21 protein-coding genes are annotated in these 19342 nt (G+C 64.0%); 8 read left to right on the forward strand and 13 right to left on the reverse strand.

All coding sequences use genetic code 11. The features are described 5' to 3' along the window. Positions 1–73: 73 nt before the first annotated feature. Positions 74–565 (forward strand): tRNA (N6-threonylcarbamoyladenosine(37)-N6)-methyltransferase TrmO, encoded by a 492-nt coding sequence (gene tsaA / locus MTX23_RS15535; RefSeq protein ID WP_280977545.1) that lies wholly within the window; start codon positions 74–76, stop codon positions 563–565. 343 nt (positions 566–908) lie between these two features. Here the strand turns inward: tsaA and MTX23_RS15540 are convergent, their stop codons facing one another. The 5 genes from MTX23_RS15540 to MTX23_RS15560 all read right to left on the reverse strand — a co-directional run bounded on the left by MTX23_RS15540 (position 909) and on the right by MTX23_RS15560 (position 5222). Next, on the reverse strand, positions 909–1937 hold the full coding sequence (locus MTX23_RS15540; RefSeq protein WP_280973967.1) for an IS110 family transposase: 1029 nt from the start codon (positions 1935–1937) through the stop codon (positions 909–911). Between the two features lie 183 nt (positions 1938–2120). Next, the gene (locus tag MTX23_RS15545; RefSeq protein WP_280977546.1) at positions 2121–2543 is read right to left on the reverse strand and encodes an HIT family protein; all 423 of its coding nucleotides are present in this window, start codon (positions 2541–2543) and stop codon (positions 2121–2123) included. A gap of 53 nt (positions 2544–2596) precedes the next feature. Next, on the reverse strand, positions 2597–3844 hold the full coding sequence (locus MTX23_RS15550; protein ID WP_280977547.1) for a GNAT family N-acetyltransferase: 1248 nt from the start codon (positions 3842–3844) through the stop codon (positions 2597–2599). Between the two features lie 154 nt (positions 3845–3998). Then, the gene (locus MTX23_RS15555; protein ID WP_280977548.1) at positions 3999–4751 is read right to left on the reverse strand and encodes a glycerophosphodiester phosphodiesterase family protein; all 753 of its coding nucleotides are present in this window, start codon (positions 4749–4751) and stop codon (positions 3999–4001) included. A 3-nt stretch (positions 4752–4754) separates the two neighbouring features. Next, positions 4755–5222: a RidA family protein gene (locus MTX23_RS15560; protein ID WP_280977549.1), complete on the reverse strand. Its 468-nt coding sequence runs from the start codon at positions 5220–5222 to the stop codon at positions 4755–4757. A 259-nt stretch (positions 5223–5481) separates the two neighbouring features. On the opposite strand from MTX23_RS15560, the gene MTX23_RS15565 reads away from it, so the two are divergent. Together MTX23_RS15565 and MTX23_RS15570 are read left to right on the forward strand one after the other, a co-directional pair. Then, positions 5482–6348, forward strand: coding sequence for a cell envelope integrity EipB family protein (locus MTX23_RS15565; RefSeq protein ID WP_280977550.1), 867 nt, complete (start codon positions 5482–5484; stop codon positions 6346–6348). Positions 6349–6508: 160 nt separating this feature from the next. Next, a complete protein-coding gene (locus tag MTX23_RS15570) occupies positions 6509–6910 on the forward strand; it encodes a RidA family protein (protein ID WP_280977551.1) in 402 nt (133 codons plus the stop codon). 3 nt (positions 6911–6913) lie between these two features. On the opposite strand, the gene MTX23_RS15575 is transcribed toward MTX23_RS15570, so the two are convergent. Together MTX23_RS15575 and MTX23_RS15580 are read right to left on the reverse strand one after the other, a co-directional pair. Then, entirely contained in the window at positions 6914–8230 is a 1317-nt protein-coding gene (locus MTX23_RS15575) for a DNA polymerase IV (RefSeq protein WP_280977552.1), read from the reverse strand. After that, the gene (locus MTX23_RS15580; protein WP_280978089.1) at positions 8209–8508 is read right to left on the reverse strand and encodes a DUF3572 domain-containing protein; all 300 of its coding nucleotides are present in this window, start codon (positions 8506–8508) and stop codon (positions 8209–8211) included. Before MTX23_RS15580 ends, MTX23_RS15575 begins: the two co-directional genes overlap by 22 nt. Positions 8509–8737: 229 nt before the next feature. Here MTX23_RS15580 and MTX23_RS15585 point away from each other — a divergent pair, with 229 nt between their 5' ends. Both MTX23_RS15585 and MTX23_RS15590 read left to right on the forward strand, forming a co-directional pair. Further along, on the forward strand, positions 8738–9103 hold the full coding sequence (locus MTX23_RS15585) for a response regulator (RefSeq protein WP_280977553.1): 366 nt from the start codon (positions 8738–8740) through the stop codon (positions 9101–9103). A gap of 15 nt (positions 9104–9118) precedes the next feature. Beyond that, a complete protein-coding gene (locus tag MTX23_RS15590; protein ID WP_280977554.1) occupies positions 9119–10492 on the forward strand; it encodes a PleD family two-component system response regulator in 1374 nt (457 codons plus the stop codon). Positions 10493–10595: 103 nt separating this feature from the next. On the opposite strand, the gene MTX23_RS15595 is transcribed toward MTX23_RS15590, so the two are convergent. Both MTX23_RS15595 and MTX23_RS15600 read right to left on the reverse strand, forming a co-directional pair. Beyond that, on the reverse strand, positions 10596–11804 hold the full coding sequence (locus MTX23_RS15595; RefSeq protein ID WP_280977555.1) for a serine hydrolase domain-containing protein: 1209 nt from the start codon (positions 11802–11804) through the stop codon (positions 10596–10598). 131 nt (positions 11805–11935) lie between these two features. After that, on the reverse strand, positions 11936–12550 hold the full coding sequence (locus tag MTX23_RS15600) for a TetR/AcrR family transcriptional regulator (protein WP_280977556.1): 615 nt from the start codon (positions 12548–12550) through the stop codon (positions 11936–11938). A 133-nt stretch (positions 12551–12683) separates the two neighbouring features. On the opposite strand from MTX23_RS15600, the gene MTX23_RS15605 reads away from it, so the two are divergent. The 3 genes from MTX23_RS15605 (at position 12684) to MTX23_RS15615 (ending at position 16011) form a co-directional block, all read left to right on the forward strand. Further along, positions 12684–13916 (forward strand): MFS transporter, encoded by a 1233-nt coding sequence (locus MTX23_RS15605; RefSeq protein ID WP_280977557.1) that lies wholly within the window; start codon positions 12684–12686, stop codon positions 13914–13916. Positions 13917–14415: 499 nt separating this feature from the next. After that, positions 14416–15810: an ammonium transporter gene (locus MTX23_RS15610; protein WP_280977558.1), complete on the forward strand. Its 1395-nt coding sequence runs from the start codon at positions 14416–14418 to the stop codon at positions 15808–15810. 72 nt (positions 15811–15882) lie between these two features. Continuing rightward, the gene (locus MTX23_RS15615; RefSeq protein ID WP_280977559.1) at positions 15883–16011 is read left to right on the forward strand and encodes a hypothetical protein; all 129 of its coding nucleotides are present in this window, start codon (positions 15883–15885) and stop codon (positions 16009–16011) included. On the opposite strand, the gene MTX23_RS15620 is transcribed toward MTX23_RS15615, so the two are convergent. The 4 genes from MTX23_RS15620 to MTX23_RS15635 form a co-directional block, all read right to left on the reverse strand. Beyond that, positions 16008–16526, reverse strand: a complete 519-nt coding sequence (locus MTX23_RS15620; RefSeq protein WP_280990727.1) for a hypothetical protein — start codon at positions 16524–16526, stop codon at positions 16008–16010. The genes MTX23_RS15615 and MTX23_RS15620 overlap by 4 nt on opposite strands. A 120-nt stretch (positions 16527–16646) precedes the next feature. Further along, on the reverse strand, positions 16647–16814 hold the full coding sequence (gene rpmG, locus MTX23_RS15625) for a 50S ribosomal protein L33 (protein ID WP_212499080.1): 168 nt from the start codon (positions 16812–16814) through the stop codon (positions 16647–16649). A 127-nt stretch (positions 16815–16941) separates the two neighbouring features. Further along, on the reverse strand, positions 16942–18267 hold the full coding sequence (locus MTX23_RS15630) for an LLM class flavin-dependent oxidoreductase (protein ID WP_280977562.1): 1326 nt from the start codon (positions 18265–18267) through the stop codon (positions 16942–16944). A 301-nt stretch (positions 18268–18568) separates the two neighbouring features. Then, complete coding sequence (locus MTX23_RS15635) at positions 18569–19309, reverse strand: NUDIX domain-containing protein (RefSeq protein WP_280977563.1); 741 nt, start codon at positions 19307–19309, stop codon at positions 18569–18571. Between the last annotated feature and the right edge of the window lie 33 nt (positions 19310–19342).

The following is a 19342-nucleotide window of genomic DNA, read 5'->3' on the forward strand; positions in this document are numbered from 1 at the left end:
TGAGACCGGTTTTCCGCCGCTGCGTCCGAAGAGCTGGGCCGAGACTGCGCTGAACATATCGCTGGATTGACACATGGTACGTGAAATGGAACTGCGCGAGGGCGAAGTCGCCGTCGACATGCCGCCGGCGCGCGATGCGGGGCTCGTCTTCATCGGCCGCATCCGCACGCCCTGGACCTCGCGGCTGGCGACGCCGCGGCAGGGGCGGCATGACGGCCCGGTGTGCCGGCTCGAGATCTTCGAGCCCTGGGTCGCCGCGATCAAGGGCATCGATTTCTACTCGAACCTCGAGGTGCTTTACTGGCTGCACCAGTCGCGGCGGGACATCGTGCTGCAGAGCCCGAAGAACAACGGCAACACCCGCGGCACCTTCTCGCTGCGCTCGCCGGTGCGTCCCAATCCGATCGGGACCTCGACCGTGAAGCTGGTTGGCGTGGAGGGTAACGTCATCCTGGTGCGCGGGCTCGACTGTCTCGACGAGACGCCGCTGATCGACGTCAAGCCCGATCGCTGCGAATTCACCCCGCTCGCCCCGCCGCAAGCGGGGGACTTCGAGACCGAGTGACAGCCGTAGCCCGGATGGAGCGAAGCGAAATCCGGGGGCGGTGCGACAACGCGCGAAGAATCCCGGATTACGCTGCGCTTCATCCGGGCTTCTGTAACGGGCCTTGGTTAGTCAATCCCTTTTTGCGTGGTCCACTTGCCGGGCACTTGCTTCTGTACGGGATCGGCGCAGTGGCCGTCGCCTGATGGGGTGCATTGAGGAGCCGGCCGGCCAATCTACGGAAGCGTGGTTGTGAACCGACTTCCCGGATGGCGGCCTGACCGGATCCGTCGTCCCGGCAAAGGGACTTCGCTCGGGGAAGGCCTGGTGTCGTGGCCTGCCCAGATCGGTTGAGGCTCCTTCCTTAGGTTGCGTGGGCCATCGGATTGAAGGGTTTCGCATCAGCCAGCATCCGATGCAGGATGACTGCGAGCTTGCGCGCCAGCGCCACCTTGGCCTTGCGCATGCCCGCACGTTTGGCAAGCCGCATGGCCCAGCTCTTCAGCGCCGAGCAGTTCCTGACCGGCTTGGTCAGCATGACGTGGGCGGCCTGGTACAGCGCCTCCCGCACCGACGCGTCGCCGATCTTGCTGATGCGGGCAGTGTAGTCGGTTTGCCCCGACTGATACTTCTTCGGGGTGAGCCCAAAATGCGCGCCGGTCGCCTTCGAGGAACGGAACCTGATCGGATCGTCGATCGCGGCGGCATAGGTGAGCGCCACGATCGGGCCGACGGCCGGCGTTGTCATCAGAAGCCGGGCCGGGGGATGCGATCTGGCGAGCTTCTGGGTGTGTCTGTCCAGGCCATTGAACTCGCGCAGCAACACGGCATGGGCTTCGAGCAGGGCCTGCGCCACCAGCTCAAGTCCGGGGTGGCCGGCGACGAGCTCCCGGATCCGGTTGGCGAACGTGCGCTCGGTGGTCTTGCCGACCTTCAGGCCAAAGCCCCGCAGCACGCCACGTACGCTGTTCTCGATGTCGCGCAGCTTCGACTGCAGCAGCTTGCGGGCCGTCAGAACCGCCCGCGTCTCCTGCGCTTCAATCGACTTGCAGTGGACCGGCCGGAACCAGCCGAGCCGCATCAGTTGGGCGATGCCGCGGGCATCGTTGCGGTCCGACTTCACCGGCATCGCCTTGAAGGCATCGCGGACGTGCCGGGTCTCCAGCAGCTCGACGGCAAGCCCGGCCGCGCGCAGCGCCGTGGACAGCCATTGCGACAACGGACCGGCCTCCAGTCCGATCCGCTCCATCGCCTGGCCCAGCGATCGGAACCAGGCGATCAGCGCTTCCGGCTCGCTGGCAACCTTCGCCTCCCGCAAAATCTTGCCCGCGCCATCGACAACGCAAACGCTCGAGCTTTCCAAAGACACGTCGATTCCTGCATAGTGGTACATGGTCGTCCCTTAATGATGCTTGGAGCGGGCTCGCCCGACTCCGTTTGAACACCATCAGTTTGAGGGACGACCGCCTGCCCGAAAAGCCGCACGCGAGCGCGCTTCCACATCGCGCCGTCGCGACCGGGCGGCTATATCCGTCGGCCCGTTACCCCATCTACGAACTTTGACGCGTGGCGCGGCCTACTTCAACGCCGCGATCAGCTTGGCCGCGCTGGCCTCGAGCACTTTGGCCTCTTCCTTGCGGCTGGCGGGCGGCAGCAGCGCGACGCCGTCCTGGCGCGGCATCACATGCATATGCAGATGGAAGACCACCTGGCCGCCGGCGGGCTCGTTGAACTGCTGCACGGTGATGCCGTCGGCCTCGAACGCCTTCATCGCGGCGGCCGCGATCTTGTGGGTGCCGCGCGCGACATGGGCGTAATCATCAGGCTTGATGTCAAGGATGTTGCGGGCAGGGACCTTCGGGATCACCAGTGTGTGCCCGGGCGAGCGCGGCATGATGTCGAGGAAGGCGAAGACGTGCTCGTCCTCATAGACCTTGTAGCAGGGCAGCTCGCCGCGCAGGATTTTTGCGAAGATGTTGTTGTTATCGTAGGCGGGCATGTCGGCGGCTCCTCAAGTTTTGGCACTTTAGTGTCTCGGTCGAGGTCAAAACGTCAAGCGTCGTCGGCCGTCTTGCGGAAGGGACCGGCCTCGGTGAGTTCGCGGCCAACCTCGGCGACATAGGCGCGTTCGCGCTTGAGGTAATCGGCGATCGCGCGGCGCAGCGCCGGATCGGCGATGAAGTGCGCCGAATAGGTGGTCTGCGGCAGGTATCCGCGCGCCAGCTTGTGCTCGCCCTGCGCCCCGGCCTCAACGATCTTGAGGCGGCGCTGGATCGCGAAATCGATCGCCTGGTAATAGCAGACCTCGAAATGCAGGAACGGGTGGTGCTCGATCGCACCCCAATTGCGGCCGAACAGCGTATCCGAGCCGATGAAGTTGATCGCGCCTGCGATCCAGCGCCCATTGCGCTTGGCCATCACCAGCAGCACGTCCTGGCTCATCCTCGCGCCAATCAACGAGAAGAACTTTCGGGTGAGATACGGCCGACCCCATTTGCGCGAGCCGGTCTCCATATAGAAATCGAAGAACGCGTCCCAGGCCTCCTCGGTGATATCGGAACCGGTCAGCCAGTGGATGGTAATGCCGGCGGCGACCGCCTCGCGGCGCTCGCGCTTGATCGCCTTGCGGTGACGCGAGTTCAGTGTGGCGAGGAAATCGTCAAAGGTCGCAAAGCCGGCATTGTGCCAGTGGAACTGCTGGTCAGTCCGCTGCAGGAAGCCGTGCCCGCCGAGGAACTTTGCCTCGTCCTCGCGGGCGAAGGTCACATGCACGGACGAGGCCTCGGTGGCGTTGCAGAGCGCCCTCAAGCCGCGCGCCAGCGCCGAGCCCATCAGCTCGCGGTCGACACCATCGCGGATCAATAGCCGTGGACCGGTCGCAGGCGTGAAAGGAACGGACACCTGGAGCTTCGGATAGTAGCTGCCGCCGGCGCGGTGATAGGCCTCGGCCCAGCCGCGGTCGAACACGTATTCGCCCTGCGAGTGCGATTTCAGATAGCAGGGCACCACGCCGACGATCTCGCCGTCGAGCTTCGCCACGAGATGCCGCGGACCCCAGCCGGTGCGGGCGCAGGCCGAATTGGATGCCTCTGCGGCGGCGAGAAAGGCGTGAGATACGAACGGGTTATAGCCGGGCTTTGAGATCGCCTCGCAGTTGCCTGCGGGATCGATTGAAGCCAGCGTATCGAGATTGTCCAGGTTGTCCGGATCGCCTTTCGGATTGGCGCAAGCGTCCCATTCAGCGGCAGGGATGTCGCTGATGTCTGGAACAGCTTCGAGGGTGATTTCAGAAGACGCCATTGAGAATGAAGACCGGTGCCTCGTTCGAGCACGACCTTTGCGGAAGACTGGCTTCTGCTTCTCCCGATCATGCTCCTGCGATCAACCATCGCGTATGGTGACCGCCCCAAAGATCGTGCATCGCAGCGACGACTTCAAGGCTGCAGGGGGCATGTCAGGTTCCCGGAACGAATCCCTCGAAAATCATCTGGTCGGCGTAGCGCGCCGCGCGCGCGCGCTGTTCCGCCGTCCGCACGGTCCAGGCCAGCAGCGGGCAGCCGAAGACGTTGCGGGCGATCCAGGGCGCCGGCGCCGGCAGCTGGTTGACCCAGAAGGCGACGAAATGCGGCTGGGTGCTGAAGCCGTGCCGCAGATAGAGCATGCTGTCGCGCTGTGCGGGCGTCAGCTTGGCCCAGTAGCCATCGTCATAGGTGCGCTGGGCGGTGATGCCGCGCGGCAGGCTCGGCATGACCTCGCGCAGCGCCAGCACCTGATCGGGATCGAAGGACATCCCGACCACCGGGCCGGAGTAGGATGACAGCACCTCGGCCATCCGCCGTACCAATTTGCGGTCGCCGTCGAAATGGCTCTTCACCTCGACCACCAGCGGCACGCGGCCGGCGACCAGCGCGCAGAGATCGCCGAGCGTCATCATCTGCTCGGACGTATCCGTGAACTTCACCGCCTTCAGCTCGGCCGCGGTCTTGGTCAGGAGCAGGCCCGAGCCTTCGGTGAGGCGGCCGAGCGCATCATCGTGATGCACCATCGCCTCGCCGTCGGAGCTGAGCTGGATGTCGCACTCGATCGCGAAATTGCCCGCGATCGCGGCATTGGCCGCGGCCGGCATGTTTTCGATGATACCACGTGCCGCATCGTGCAGGCCGCGATGCGCGACCGGCCGTCCGGTCAGCCAATCAGGGGCGCGCATGCGTCAGGCGACTTCGAAAATGCCCTCGACCTCGACCGCCGCATCCGCGGGCAGGGAGGCGACGCCGACCGTGGTGCGGGCGTGGCGGCCCTTGTCGCCGAAGGCTTCCACCATCAGGTCGGAGGCGCCGTTGAGAACCTTCGGTCCATCGAGAAAGTCGGGCGCGGAATTGATGAAGCCGCCGAGCCGCACCACACGCACGACCTTGTCGAGATCGCCGAGCGCGGCCTTGACCTGCGCGAGCAGATTGATGCCGCAACCGCGCGCCGCGGCCGTGCCTTGCTCGAGGGTGACGCCGGCTCCGAGCTTGCCCTTGGCGATCAGCTTGCCTTCCGCGTTGAAGCAGACCTGGCCCGACACGAACAGCAGATTTCCGCTGCGCACGAAGGGCACATAGTTCGCCACCGGTGAGGCGGGCTGCGGAAGTGTGATCCCTTGTGACGTCAGCTTCTGTTCGACCGTACCCGCCATTTTTTTCGTCCCTGGGTTGGATGATCCGCTGCCTGAAACGCGCTCAGGCCGCGCCTTGTTTCGCCCATCGCGCCCACGCTTGCAAGCGAACGGAACCCTGCCGACATTTCTTCCCGATCCGTGCGAACTCTCACGGAAGGCCGGTGAAAAAAGCCGGCATTTCCGTAATCCGTCCGTTACCTTTTTGTGAACCTTGCCCCAGTTGCGGCGCAATAGGGCCGTCACTATTGTGCCGATTCGTCCCCCTCGAGGAAAATCCATGATCCTGCCGTCCCGGACTGCGTCGCGTGCCCTGGTACTGTCGATCGCCGTTGCTGCAGGATTAGGCTTGGCCCAAGGGCCGGCCGCTGCGGCCGCGAGCGGGCCGTTTCTCGCGCACCAGGCGCTCTACGATCTCAGCCTCGTCAAGTCGCGCGGCAACAACTCGGTCAGCGATGCGCGTGGCCGCATCCTCTACACTTTCTCCGGCAGTTCCTGCGAAGGCTACACCTCAGAATTCCGTCAGGTGTCCGAGCTCGACAGCGGCGAAGGCAAGGTCACGCTCTCTGATCTGCGCTCGACGTCCTGGGAGGACGCAGCCGGCAAGAGCTACCGCTTCAAGATCGACACCCGCATGAACGACAGCGAATCCGCGCCGGTCGACGGCATAGCCGAGCGGGTCGGCGACCATATCACGGTGAAGCTGACGCAGCCGGTGAAGAAGACCTTCAATCTCGACGGCAAGGTCGTGTTCCCGACCGAGCAGATCAAGCGCATTATCGCGGCGGCGCGCGAGGGCAAGTCGGTGCTTGAGCTGACGGTGTATGACGGCTCCGACAATGGCCAAAAAGTCTACAACACGCTCGCGGTGATCGGCAAAGCCATCCCGGGCGATCACGCCCCGACGTCGCCCGATCCGTCGACGGCAAGCGACGTGATGAAGTCGATGACGCGCTGGCCGGTGACGGTGAGCTATTACGATCGCGACGCCAAGGCGACCGACGGCGAGCAGACCCCGGTCTATGCGATGTCGTTCGAGCTCTATGAGAACGGCGTCTCCCGCGCGCTGGTGCTCGATTACAACGATTTCGTGATCTCGGGCGCGATGGACAAGTTCGACGTCAGGAATTCCAAGCCCTGCAAGTGACAACTAGGTTGTCATTCCGGGATGGTCCGAAGGACCAGACCCGGAATCTCGAGATTCCGGGTTCGATGCTTCGCATCGCCCCGGAATGACGAGCTCTCTGGTCGAAAGTCTCGGCCCCGGATAGGCTTCCCGTCCATAACGCGTGTCAGGGAGGCACATGATGAGCAAGCTCGAACATCTTCGCCCCAGCGGCCTTCACCACAACCCCGCATATTCTCACGTGGTCGTCGCCTCGGGCGCGCGCACAGTCTACATTTCGGGACAGGTGTCGGTCGACGAGGAGGGACGGGTCGTCGGTCCGGGCGACCTCGCCGCGCAGACGACGCAGGTGATGCAGAACCTCGGCATGGCGCTGAAGGCCGCCGGCGCAAGCTACGCCAACATCGTGAAGATCACGACCTTCGTGGTTGGCTACAAGCCCGAGCTCCGCCCGATCATCGGCAAGGCACGCGGCGCCTTCTTTGAAGGCATGGAGCCGCCGGCGAGCACGCTGGTCGGCGTCACCGCGCTGGCGGCCCCGGAATGGCTGATCGAGATCGAGGCGGTGGCTGTCGTCGATTGAGTTCTACTCCTCGGCCGGCTTCGTCGGCCCCTCATAGGCAATGCCGCGGATCACGGCGGCATTGCCGAACTTCTTGCGCAGATTGTCCATCGCGCGCTCGGCATGGGCGGAGCGGCGGTCGAGCATGTCGGAGTCGTTGGCCTGCGAGCCCGGCCGCAGCGCGCTGACGCCGGCGCCCATCAGGCGGAAGGCGGTGCCGTCGATCTCCTTCGCCAGCATCTCGCGCGACACCGCAAAGATCTTGGCGGCGAGCTGCGTCGGGGTCTGGATCGACTGCGAGCGGGTGCGCTGGCGGAAGTCCGCGGTCTTCAGCTTCAGTGTGATGGTACAGCCGGAGAGTTCGCTGGTCTTCAGTCGCGCCGAAACTTTCTCCGACAGTTTCCAGAGCAGCCTTTCCAGGGTTGCGAAGTCGCGGATGTCGGTCTCGAAGGTGGTTTCGCTCGAGATCGTCTTGGCGCCGCGATCGGGAACCACGCGGCGGTCGTCGATGCCGCGCGCGAGCCGCCACAGCCTGCGGCCTTCGCTCGCGAACTGCTTCATCAGCTCGTTCTCGTCGGCGCGCTGCAGGTCGGCGATGATGCGGAAGCCCCGCTGGATCAGCTTCTCCTGCGTCGCCGGCCCGACGCCGTAAATGAAGCCGACGGGCCTGTCCGCGAGCATCTCGCGGGCCTCGTCCTGGTCGAGCGCCGCGAAGCCGCGGGGCTTGTCGAGATCGGAGGCGATCTTGGCCAGGAACTTGTTGCGGGACAGGCCGACCGACACCGTGATCCCGATGTCGCGTTCGACCTCGCGCGCGAATTTGGCCAGCACCTTGGCCGGGATCATGCCATGGACACGCTGCGTGCCGGAGAGGTCGAGGAAGGCCTCGTCGATCGACAGCGGCTCGACCAGCGGCGTCAGTGCCTGCATGGCGTGGCGGACCTCGCGTCCGACGCGGACATATTTCGCCATATTCGGGGGAATCACGGTTGCGTTCGGGCAGAGTTCCAGCGCCTTGAACATCGGCATCGCCGAGCGGACGCCATAGGTACGGGCGATGTAGCAGGCGGCCGACACGACGCCGCGCTTGCCGCCGCCGATGATGACCGGCCTGTCGGCGATATCAGGATTGTCGCGCTTCTCGACCGTTGCATAGAACGCGTCGCAGTCGATATGCGCCAACGCGAGCGCGGGAAGGGCGCGGTGACGCACCAGCCGCGGCGAGCCGCAATGGCTGCACCGCTTTGTCTTGATATCGAGGTCGCCGAGACAGTCCCGGCAGAAATTGAGGGGGCCGTCGAGCGGTGCCGACGCCGCGGTCACGGCACGTCGCGCTCCCACTTCCGGTCGCCCAGCACCTGGCGGGCGGCGGCGATGTTGGTCGGGTGCAGTTCCGATGCGTCGGCAAAGGCCTTCACGGTCGCATCGTCGCGCATCACGAAATCGAGCACGCTCGCAAGAAATTGAGGATCGGCTGCGGCATTGCGCAGCGTCTCCGGACCGATCCCGGTCTCGGCCAGGAAAAGGCCCAGCCGCTCGGGATCTCCGGCGATAAAGCTCAACGCCTGAATCGCAACGATTTCAGCGACTTCCCGAGGGTTGTGAACAGGCTTTTTCAACGCGCCGATTTGCCTTTCCGTTAACTTATGATCTCTATTGAGAGACCCATCATGCCCGAGTCTTCCGTTCGTATTCAAGCAAACGGAAACCACACTACGGAAGTTGACTTGGGGGTTAACGGGTTAGAGCGATTCTGGCGCTAGTTTGAATTCACATTTTCGACGCGCCCCGAGCGCGGTGCCTGAGGTGCCGCAGCCGGGCCCGTTTCCAAGCTTTGGGAGGGACGGGATGGCCAAAACCGTCCTGATCGTGGAGGACAACGAGCTCAATATGAAGCTCTTTCGCGATCTGTTGGAAGCGCATGGCTATCACACCTCGGGCACCAGCAATGGGTTCGAGGCGCTCGACCTCGTTCGCAAGCTGCGCCCCGACCTCGTCCTGATGGATATCCAATTGCCCCAGGTTTCCGGCCTCGAGGTCACGCGCTGGATCAAGGACGATCCCGATCTGCGCGCGATCCCGGTCGTCGCAGTCACGGCCTTCGCCATGAAGGGCGATGAAGAGCGCATCCGCGAGGGCGGCTGCGAGGCCTATTTGTCCAAGCCGATCTCGGTCGGCAAATTCATTGAGACTGTCCGACGCTTTATCGGATAGGGGAGTAGTGGTTCGATGTCCGCGCGTATCCTCGTCGTCGATGACGTTCCGGCGAACGTCAAGCTGCTGGAAGCTCGCCTGTCGGCCGAATATTTCGACGTGCTGACCGCTTCCAACGGGACCGAGGCGCTGGAAATCTGCGCGCGCGCCGAATGCGACATCATCCTGCTCGACGTCATGATGCCCGACATGGACGGTTTCGAGGTCTGCCGTCGGCTGAAGTCCAATCCGGCGACCCATTTCATTCCGGTCGTCATCATCACCGCGCTGGACAGTCCCGCCGACCGCGTGCGCGGCCTCGAAGCTGGCGCCGATGATTTCCTGACCAAGCCGGTCTCCGACGTCGTGCTGATCGCGCGCGTGCGCTCGCTGACGCGGCTCAAGATGATGACCGATGAGCTGCGCATGCGCGCCATCACCTCGCTCGAGATCGGCATGCGGGCGCCCGAGCGCAGCGCGATCGCCGACAAGGGGATGGGCGGCCGCATCCTGCTGGTCGACGACCGCCCGTCGTCCTACGAGAAGCTGGCGCCGATCCTCGCCGCCGAGCATACCGTCGATGTCGAAACCAATCCGTCCGAAGCGCTGTTCCACGCGGCGGAGGGCAATTACGACCTCCTGATCGTGTCGCTCAGCCTCGACAATTACGACGGCCTGCGGCTGTGCAGCCAGGCGCGGTCGCTGGAGCGCACCCGGCAGGTCCCGATCCTCGCGATCTCGGACGCCGACAACAACACGCGGCTGATGCGTGGACTGGAGATCGGCGTCAACGACTACCTGCTGCGCCCCGTCGACAAGAACGAGTTGCTGGCACGTGCGCGCACCCAGATCCGCCGCCGCCGCTACACGGACCACCTGCGCGACAACGTGCAGAACTCGATCGAGATGGCGATCACGGACGCGCTGACCGGCCTGAACAACCGCCGCTACATGGAAAGCCATCTGGCCACGCTCGCGGAGCAGGCCTCGCTGCGCGGCAAGCCGCTGGCGCTGATGATTCTCGACATCGACTACTTCAAGGCGATCAACGACACCTACGGTCATGATGCCGGCGACGACGTGCTGCGCGAATTCGCCACCCGCATCCGCAAGTCGATCCGCGGCATCGATCTCGCCTGCCGTTATGGCGGCGAGGAGTTCGTGATCGTGATGCCGGAGACCGACTTGCATGTCGCCGGTATGGTCGCTGAGCGTCTGCGTCGTTCGATCGCCGGCGAGCCCTTTGCCGTCGACAAGGGCGGCAAGCGCATCTCGGTCACGATCTCGATCGGTCTCGCCACGCTGGAGCGCAAGGGCGAACAGGTTACTGACGTGATCAAGCGCGCCGACACCGCGCTCTATCGCGCCAAGCACGACGGCCGCAACCGCGTCGTCTCGGCGGCGGCGTAGTGCGATCTCGTAGCCCGGATGCAGCGAAGCGCAATCCGGGTCATTTGTCGCTTGCACGAGCGTCTCGGATTTCGCTGCGCTCTATCCGGGCTACCAAATACTCCTAACGCCCGCGCCTCACTGCGTCATAGGCCATCCGCTTGAACTCGAACGCAAACGGATGGACGAACGCCATCTGTCGCTGTGCCATCATCACGCCGGCGACGTTCGCCTTCGGCGAGATCCACCACTGCGTGCCCGCGACACCGCCCCAATAGAGTTCGCCTGCTGCGTCGGGATGGTCGAGCGGCGAAGCGGGATTGAGGATCAGGCCGCCGGCGAGGCCGTAGACCTTGCCGGGCTGCTCGCCCATCGTCGCGAAACGAATCCATTGTCCCGGCGCGAGCTGGTTGGTCATCGCCTGCGCGATGGTCTCCGGCTTGAGCAGCGTCGGCCCGCCGGGTAGCAGGCTGCGGATCAGCGCCACCATGTCGGGCAGGGTGGAAACAAGACCGCCGCCACCATTGAAGCGCGGCACGGGGCGCAGATACGCGCCCGGATAGGGCGAGTTGTCGGTGCGTGTCAGTCCTGGCTTCATCGGATCCGTCAGATCGGCGCCGGCGTAATAGGCAACGAGCCGGTTGTGGTCCTTCTCCGGAACGAAGAAGCCGGTGTCGACCATGCCGAGCGGATCGAGAATCCGCACCTTGATGAACTTGTCGAACGGCTGGCCGCTGACGACCTCGACCAGACGCGCGACAACGTCGATCGCAACCGAATATTCCCACGACGTTCCGGGATGGAAGACGAGCGGCAGCTCCGCCAAATTGTCGACCATGTCGGCAAGCGTCGTCATCGGGTTGAGGATCTTGCGCTCGTTGTAAGCCTTGAAGATCGGCGTGCCCGGATCGAACAGGCCATAGCTGAGGCCCGCGCTGTGGCTGAGCAGGTGACGGATAGTGATCGAGGTTTGCGCCGGTTCGGCGTCGTCGAGCGACGTTGCGCCCGGCCGCAGCACCTTGCGGTTGCCGAGTTGCGGGATGAACGTCTCGATTGGATCGTCGAGCCGGATGCGTCCCTCCTCGAACAACAACAGCGCCGCGCAGGAGGCGATCAGCTTGGTGTTGGAGAAGACCCGGAAGATATGGTCGGTCCGCAGCGGAATCTGCGCTTCCTTGTCGGCCCAGCCGACGCAGCTCACATCGACGAGCTCGCGGCCCACCATGACCGCGGACGAGATGCCGGACAGAAGATTGTTGTCGATATAGCGCTGCATGGCCGCGCGCGCCGGCCCAAAATCGTAGCCGGTGGCGGTCACCTTCAGATCGTCCATGGTCGCTCCCCTCATGTGCCGCGGCCGTTCGCGCGGTCGTCGACATCTCGCCTGACGGAATATCCGGTTGAAGATCTCGTCACGCGTCGTCAACGCTAACAACCAAACGGACGTTCGGGACGCAACCGGATTCAGCCGCGGCGCTTCGTCTTCGCGGCCTTCGGCTTGTCCGCCGGGCCGGATGGACCGACGTCGATCCCGGCATTTGCCAGCAACACCCGCGCGGCCTCCTTGGCGGCGCGCGCCATCGCGGGGTCGTCGCGCACCAGATCCTGCGCGATCGAGCCATCGACCAGCAGCACGAGCTGGGTCGCAAGCCCCTCGGCATCGGCGACACCAAGCTGCTTCAGCAGATCGCGAAACCAGATGCGGCGGCTCTCCTTGAAGGCAATGGCGATATTTCGGACATCGCGATCCTCCGGTCCGAGCTCGGCCACGGCGTTCACGAACGGGCAGCCGCGGAAATCCCTGGACGAAAAGCGCCGCTCCAGCGAATCGAAGGTTGCGAGGATCTGTTCGACTGGCGGTTTGTCGGAAGGGCGCGGCTGCACGAAGCGGCGCTCGAGATAGGCCGAGATCAGCGCGTCCTTCGAAGGGAAGTGGTTGTAGAGCGTGCGCTTGGAGATGCCGATCTCGGCCGCGATGGTGTCGACGCCGATGGCGCGAATGCCCTGCAGGTAGAACAGCCTGTCGGCGGTCTCCAGGATTCGTTCCTTCATGGTCTGTTTGGGAGGCGGGGATGCCATGCGTCGGCCGTGATCCTCTTCGCTTGACAGCAGGGCCCTTGTATAGCCTAAGTACACAGGTCTGTGTAACTAAAACATACGGGAAGCGCAGGCTGCGATCTTGGTGCCCTGCCCGAACGGGAGAACAAAAACAATGCCCTTGTTGCAAGTCCTGCGACCCACGCTTCCTATCCTGATCGGCGCATCCATGATGCTCACGCTGAGCATGGGGCTGCGCCAGAGCCTCGGCATTTTCCTGCAGCCGCTGACGCATGACATCCACATCTCGGTGTCCGATTTCACGCTGGCGCTGGCGGTGCAGAACCTCGCCTGGGGCTTTCTGCAGCCGATGGCCGGCGCGCTGACGGTGCGCTACGGCTTCCGCCCGATCATGGTGGCCGGCGCGCTGGCCTACATTGCGGGCCTCGTGCTGATAACCACCGCGCATGGGCTCATCAGCATCATGATCGGCGCCGGCGTGCTGATCGGCACCTCGCTCGCCTGCACGGCGAATGCGATCGCGATGTCGGTTTCCGCGCGCGCAGTGCCGGAGACGGTCCGCTCCACGGTGCTCGGAATCGTATCCGCCGCGGGCTCGCTCGGCGCGCTGGTGTCGGCGCCGATCGGCCAGATGCTCAATGAGGGATTCGGCTGGCGCATCGGGCTCGCCGGCTTCGTGATCCTCTCCGTCGTGATGATCCCGGCGGCGTGGTACGCTGGCCGCGTTGACAGGATTCCGCTGCCGAAGCCTGCCGGCGACGATATCGGCAATGCGACCGCCGTCACGGCTGCAAAGACCGCGTTCAGCAACGCGTCCTTCGTGGTGATGACCTGCGCCTACATGGTCTGCGGCATGCAGCTCGTCTTCCTCACCACGCATCTGCCGTCGTATCTGGCGATCTGCGGCCTCGATCCGATGCTGAGCGCGCAGACGCTCGGCATGATCGGTGGCTTCAACGTGCTGGGTTCGCTGTTCTTCGGCTGGGCCGGCCAGCGCTGGAACAAGCTCGCGCTGCTCGGCGCGATCTACATCCTGCGCTCGCTGGCGCTCGCCTGGTACTTCATGCTGCCGGCAACGCCAGCATCCACGCTGCTGTTCGGCGCCATCATGGGCTTCCTCTGGATGGGCGTTGGCCCGCTGACTGCGGGTGCGGTCGCAGAGATGTTCGGGCTGCGCTGGCAGGCGATGATCCAGGGCCTCGCCTTCATGAGCCACCAGATCGGCAGCTTCCTCGGCGCGTATGGGGGAGGGCTGATCTATGACTCGCTCGGGTCCTACACCCTGGCCTGGCGTATCGGCGTCGCGCTCGGCCTGACTGGCGGCATCATCCAGCTCGCGTTTGCGCTGATCCGGCCGTCGCAACCACCGCTGCTCAAGGCTGCCTAGCTTCTGCTCCCCCGGAAGGATTGACGGCTGCCGAACAAGACGGCAGCCCTCAATCTCTGCCTATTTTTTAATCTGTTGATTGCCGCAAGAACATGCATGAGGGTGGCGGGCTCTTCTGTGCATCGATTGAAATTGAAGCATATTCAATGCGCTGCATTGTCCCCGCCGATGGCATGAATCTTGATTGAATCTGGCTAGAAGTGGTGCCGGAAAGCGTTGCTGAGGTATCCGGCCTGGGGACCAATGGGAAAGGCCGGCCACGATGAGGCTGGTCGCCGTTTTATCTCCGGCCATCCGAGCACGGCGGCCTTTGCCGCGCCGCCGCGCGGGGAGCGCTTGAGCCTCCGGTCCCGCACCCTGCTGCCGCGACCATTCCGCTTGGCGCCGTGCGCATCGCGGCGCTTCGAGACGCCCCGGACGGGCAATTCGACGCTCGGCGTCCGACGCCGAGTGCTCTGCGCACGCTCTGAACACCGACATCTCTTGCGACGGGAGGACGATGATGGAGTTAGCGACATACACGCGCCAAAGGCTCGTGCGGATCGTAGTTGCTGTCTTGGGAGTGGTGTTGCTTTGCGTGCTGTTCAGCGGCCTCGCGCTGGCTGACGACGCGACGCCGCCGGCCTGCGGCGGCAAGATTCTCGAGAAGTGCACGCCGAATTCCGGAGACACTGCGTGGATGCTCACATCCGTTGCGCTCGTCTTGATGATGACGGTCCCGGGGCTGGGTCTGTTCTACGGCGGCATGGTGCGCAAGAAGAACGTCGGCGACACGGTGATGACCAGTTTCGCCGTCACCTGCCTGGTCACCATTCTGTTCGCCGTCCTCACCTACAGCCTGGCATTTCGAGCCGGCACTCCGTTCATCGGCGGCCTCGATCGCATGTTTCTCAAGGACATCCTGAGCGACATCGGCAAGGGCGGGATTGGCAATCCCAATCCACTGGCGGCGACCATTCCGGAGTCCGTTTACATCTGCTTTCAGATGACCTTTGCCATCATTACCCCCGCGCTGATTGCCGGTGCATTTGCCGAGCGGATGAAATTCTCGGCCATGCTCTGGTTCATCGGGCTTTGGGCGATTTTCGTCTACGCGCCGATCGCTCACTGGGTTTGGGGGCCTGACGGGATCTTTTCGGCAGGTAACGACGCCGCATGGGTGAAGGTGCTCGACTTCGCCGGCGGAACGGTGGTGCACATCAACGCCGGCGTCGCAGGCCTCATGTGCGCGATCATGCTTGGCAGGCGCAGCGAGACCGGACCGGCGCACAACATGGTGCTGACCTTCATCGGCGCCTCGCTGCTCTGGGTCGGCTGGTTCGGCTTCAACGCCGGCTCTGCCGTCACGGCGGGAATGCAAGCCGGCATGGCGATGCTGGTGACGCAGATCGCCACGGCGGTGGCCGGCTTCACCTGGATGCTGGTGGAATGGGCGCTCAAGGGCAAGCCGACCGTCGTCGGCATCTGTTCGGGCGCGGTGGCCGGTCTCGTGGCGATTACACCGGCCTCCGGCTTTGTCGGGCCGGTCGGGGCCTTTGCCATCGGCATTGCCGCTGGCGTGTTCTGCTACTGGGGATGCACCGGGCTGAAGCGCATGTTCAGCTACGACGATGCGCTGGATTGCTTCGGTGTCCATGCGATCGGCGGCATCGTCGGGGCGCTGCTGACCGGGGTGTTCGCGGTCGAGCAATACGGCGGAACGGCGGGCGTTCTGGAAGGCAATGTCGGCCAGTTCTTCAATCAGTGCATCGGCGTCGCTACCGTGTTCATCTACGATGCCGTGGTGAGCCTGATCATCCTGTTCGTGGTCAATTTCTTCGTCGGCCTCCGCGTGACGCAGGACATCGAGCGCGAGGGTCTCGACCTCGCCCTGCACGGCGAAGTGGTGCAGTAGGAATGGGGCGGCATTCCGCGGGGCGGGCGATCGCTGCCGGCCCCGCGGGTCAAACCTGTTCGAGGTGCTCCCATGAACTGGTTCTATTGGAACACAGCGTGGTCGCTATTCTTCAGCCTCATATGGTTCATGACCATCACACACAATCCCGATGCGCGCGTCGCGGATGCGCATCTGCGGGATCAGGCATTCGGCGGCTAGCTCCGGTAGTAGCGCCACATTCTCAGGAACGTTCGGTGGATGTCATCGGGCGCCCGGTCGAACGGCTCCAGGTTGACGCGCACGATGCCACGGTGGTCCATGCGCCAGGGCAGGCGCATCAGCAGGCGATGCATCGGCCGCTTGCGCCAGTCGGCAACAAGCGCGCTGCCGAGCGGCACGTTGAGCGCAATCTGCAACTCATGGACGGTCATCGCCCGCTCGGCGATCTGAACGAGATCGATGCGTTCGATGGCGCGCCAGCGGATCAACCCGAAGGCCTGGATGAAGATGCCGTACTGATTGGCACCGATGGTCGGCCGGCCGGCCTCGAGCAGGGGAATGTTGTAGTAGGTGAAGCCGGCCGCTGCTGCCGCGAGCGCCAGCCAGTAGAAGGCGCCGGTGATCCACGTGGCGGTCAGGAAGATCGCAGCCAGGGCAGCCGTGATGTACACGGGAAAGTAGGTGTCCTCCCGTGCGTAGGCGACGGAGTAGCCGCCGACACTTCCCTCTTGCAAGGTTGCGATCATGTGAACCCTATGCCCGGGCAGGAACGGGAAGCATAGGGGAGGACACAGGGCCGCAAAACAAAAACGGGGCTGCGCGGGCCCCGTTTTGAATATCAATCTCAGGCGATCTTACTTGATCTTGGCTTCCTTGAACTCGACGTGCTTGCGCGCGACCGGGTCGTACTTCTTCTTGACCAGCTTGTCGGTCATGGTGCGCGAATTCTTCTTGGCGACGTAGTAGTAGCCCGTGTCGGCCGTCGACACGAGCTTGACCTTGATGGTGACCGCCTTGGCCATGTGCAAACCTCAAAAATGCAGGGGTAATCAGGAGCCGGCCAACTCGGCCCGCGTTTGGCCCGGAAACTAGCCACAAACGGTCCAAAGTCAAGGATTTCCGGCTCCAAACCGGTCCGATTCCGGCCGATTAACCCTCGAAGAAGCGGTTTTTCGGCCGCGGCAGCCCCAAATTCTCGCGCAACGTCCGCCCTTCATACTCCTTGCGGTAGATCCCGCGCCTCTGCAGCTCGGGGACGACCCTGTCGACGAAGTCGAACAGCCCCTGCGGCAGATAGGGGAACATGATGTTGAAGCCGTCGCTGCCGCGGCTCGTCAGCCATTCCTCCATCTGGTCGGCGATCGTCTGCGGCGTGCCGACGAAGGCGAGCCCGCCATAGCCACCGACCCGCTGGGCGAGCTGGCGCACGGTGAGCTTGTCGCGCGCGGCGACGTCGACAAGGCGCTGCCGTCCGCTCTTGCTGGCATTGGTTTCGGGAATCGGCGGCAACGGCCCTTCGGGATCGAAGCCGGAAGCGTCGGTGCCGAGGATCACCGAGAGCGAAGCGATCGCGCTGTCGTAATGCACGCGGCTGTCGAGCAGCGCGCGCTTCTCCTTTGCTTCCTCGACGCTGTCGCCGACCACGACGAAGGCGCCTGGCAGGATCTTCAGATGCTCGGGATCGCGGCCGATCTTCTGCATGCGCCCCTTGATGTCGGCATAGAGCTTCTGTCCGTCGGCGAGGCTGCCGCCGCCGGTGAAGACGGCTTCGGCCGTCTCGGCCGCAAGCTGCTTGCCATCCTCGGATGCGCCGGCCTGCACGATGACCGGCCAGCCCTGCACTGGGCGGGCGATGTTCAGCGGGCCGCGGACGGAGAAATATTTGCCCTTGTGATTGAGCACGTGCATCTTCTCGGGATCGACGAACAGTCCGGACTCGACGTCGCGCACAAAAGCGTCATCGGCAAAGGAGTCCCACAAGCCCGTGACGACGTCATAGAACTCTCGCGCGCGCTTGTAGCGCTCGGCGTGCTCAATGTGATCGTCGAGTCCGAAATTCAGCGCGGCATCCGGATTGGATGTCGTCACGATATTCCAGCCGGCGCGGCCGCCGGAGATGTGGTCGAGCGAGGCGAAGCGGCGGGCGACGTGATAGGGTTCGTCGAAGGTGGTGGAGCCGGTGGCGATCAGGCCGATATTCTCGGTGACGGAAGAGAGCGCCGACAACAGCGTGAACGGCTCGAACGACGTCACGGTGTGGCTGCGCTTCAGCGCGTTCATCGGCATGTTGAGCACGGCCAGATGGTCGGCCATGAAGAAAGCGTCGAACTTGCCGGCCTCGAGCTTTTTGATCAGCTGCTTGATGTGAGCGAAGTTGAAATTGGCGTCGGGCCAGGCCCCCGGATAGCGCCAGGCGCCGGTGTGGATGCTGATCGGCCGCATGAACGCGCCGAGCTTGAGTTGACGCTTCGCCATTGCCCGTTCCGTCGTGGTTGTCGTTTTCGGAACAGATAGGGAGGCCGTCCGCGACGCGCCATCCCGACGGCGCCAGAAGAATTTTGCAATTTGAGGAACGGCCGGAGGATAAGTCCGCAGTCGCTTCTACCGTCATCATTACTGCGAGCCAACGGGTCGCACGAATGTGCGCCCGATGACAGGCTCCACGAAGCAATCCATCTCACCGTTTGCTGGACCATGGATTGCTACGTCGCTTCAGCGCAAAATTGCTTTGCAATTTTGTCGCGAGCTCCTCGCAATGACGGGGATAGGGCGTTTCCTACGCCCCCAGAATGTCCTTCTGCATCTTGCCGCCATAGAAATGGAAGAACGGCACCGGCGCGTCGTGGCGGAGCGGGCCGGTCGCGAGACGGCGGTCGAGCTCGGCGAGCACGTTCTTGGTCATCGCATGCGCATCGGCGAGCGGCTCGGAGCCGATCTCGACCCATACCAGCTCGACCAATTCGGCGTCGGCATGCACCACGCCCTCGACGCGATGAGCGATCGTCGAGGCGTCGGCCGTAAAGAACCGCGTGTCGAAGCGGCGGACGCGGCCGGGCGGCGTGATCGCGCGCGCGATCAGGAACAGGCCGGACGGATCGGGCAGGAGCCCGGCGTCAGCGAACGGTGCCCAGGGTCCGTTGAGCTTGGGCGTCTTCTCGACCTTGCGGCCGAGGCAGAGACCGGTCTCCTCGCAGGCTTCGCGGATTGCTGCGTTGGCGAGCGCGCGTGCGCGGCCGGGCGTGATCTTCGGGCTGCCCTTGAGCAGATTGGCTTCCAATTCCGGCGTAATCGGCGCGGCAACGGGAACGCGGTTGTCGGCCTTGTCGACGCGCCCGCCGGGGAAGACGTACTTGCCCGGCATGAACACCACCTTGTCGTGGCGCCTGCCGACCAGCACTTTCGGCTTTGCTCCGGAGCGGTCGATCAGGATCAGCGTCGCCGCATCCTTCGGCCGGAAGTACGGATGATGATCGGCTTCTTTTTCGCCTTGGTGGACGACAGCGGCAGTCTCAGTCATTTCATCCCTTTCGGTTCTTCTTGTCGTCCGGTT

The organism is Bradyrhizobium sp. ISRA436, from assembly GCF_029910015.1.
Taxonomy (GTDB): domain Bacteria; phylum Pseudomonadota; class Alphaproteobacteria; order Rhizobiales; family Xanthobacteraceae; genus Bradyrhizobium.

What these genes read in the sequence shown, in the direction of transcription:
- tsaA (WP_280977545.1), top strand. Translation starts at nt 74, where the DNA reads ATGGTACGTGAAATGGAACTGCGCGAGGGCGAAGTCGCCGTCGACATG.
- MTX23_RS15540 (WP_280973967.1), bottom strand. Translation starts at nt 1,937, where the DNA reads ATGTACCACTATGCAGGAATCGACGTGTCTTTGGAAAGCTCGAGCGTT.
- MTX23_RS15545 (WP_280977546.1), bottom strand. Translation starts at nt 2,543, where the DNA reads ATGCCCGCCTACGATAACAACAACATCTTCGCAAAAATCCTGCGCGGC.
- MTX23_RS15550 (WP_280977547.1), bottom strand. Translation starts at nt 3,844, where the DNA reads ATGGCGTCTTCTGAAATCACCCTCGAAGCTGTTCCAGACATCAGCGAC.
- MTX23_RS15555 (WP_280977548.1), bottom strand. Translation starts at nt 4,751, where the DNA reads ATGCGCGCCCCTGATTGGCTGACCGGACGGCCGGTCGCGCATCGCGGC.
- MTX23_RS15560 (WP_280977549.1), bottom strand. Translation starts at nt 5,222, where the DNA reads ATGGCGGGTACGGTCGAACAGAAGCTGACGTCACAAGGGATCACACTT.
- MTX23_RS15565 (WP_280977550.1), top strand. Translation starts at nt 5,482, where the DNA reads ATGATCCTGCCGTCCCGGACTGCGTCGCGTGCCCTGGTACTGTCGATC.
- MTX23_RS15570 (WP_280977551.1), top strand. Translation starts at nt 6,509, where the DNA reads ATGAGCAAGCTCGAACATCTTCGCCCCAGCGGCCTTCACCACAACCCC.
- MTX23_RS15585 (WP_280977553.1), top strand. Translation starts at nt 8,738, where the DNA reads ATGGCCAAAACCGTCCTGATCGTGGAGGACAACGAGCTCAATATGAAG.
- MTX23_RS15590 (WP_280977554.1), top strand. Translation starts at nt 9,119, where the DNA reads ATGTCCGCGCGTATCCTCGTCGTCGATGACGTTCCGGCGAACGTCAAG.
- MTX23_RS15595 (WP_280977555.1), bottom strand. Translation starts at nt 11,804, where the DNA reads ATGGACGATCTGAAGGTGACCGCCACCGGCTACGATTTTGGGCCGGCG.
- MTX23_RS15600 (WP_280977556.1), bottom strand. Translation starts at nt 12,550, where the DNA reads ATGGCATCCCCGCCTCCCAAACAGACCATGAAGGAACGAATCCTGGAG.
- MTX23_RS15605 (WP_280977557.1), top strand. Translation starts at nt 12,684, where the DNA reads ATGCCCTTGTTGCAAGTCCTGCGACCCACGCTTCCTATCCTGATCGGC.
- MTX23_RS15610 (WP_280977558.1), top strand. Translation starts at nt 14,416, where the DNA reads ATGATGGAGTTAGCGACATACACGCGCCAAAGGCTCGTGCGGATCGTA.
- MTX23_RS15615 (WP_280977559.1), top strand. Translation starts at nt 15,883, where the DNA reads ATGAACTGGTTCTATTGGAACACAGCGTGGTCGCTATTCTTCAGCCTC.
- rpmG (WP_212499080.1), bottom strand. Translation starts at nt 16,814, where the DNA reads ATGGCCAAGGCGGTCACCATCAAGGTCAAGCTCGTGTCGACGGCCGAC.
- MTX23_RS15630 (WP_280977562.1), bottom strand. Translation starts at nt 18,267, where the DNA reads ATGGCGAAGCGTCAACTCAAGCTCGGCGCGTTCATGCGGCCGATCAGC.
- MTX23_RS15635 (WP_280977563.1), bottom strand. Translation starts at nt 19,309, where the DNA reads ATGACTGAGACTGCCGCTGTCGTCCACCAAGGCGAAAAAGAAGCCGAT.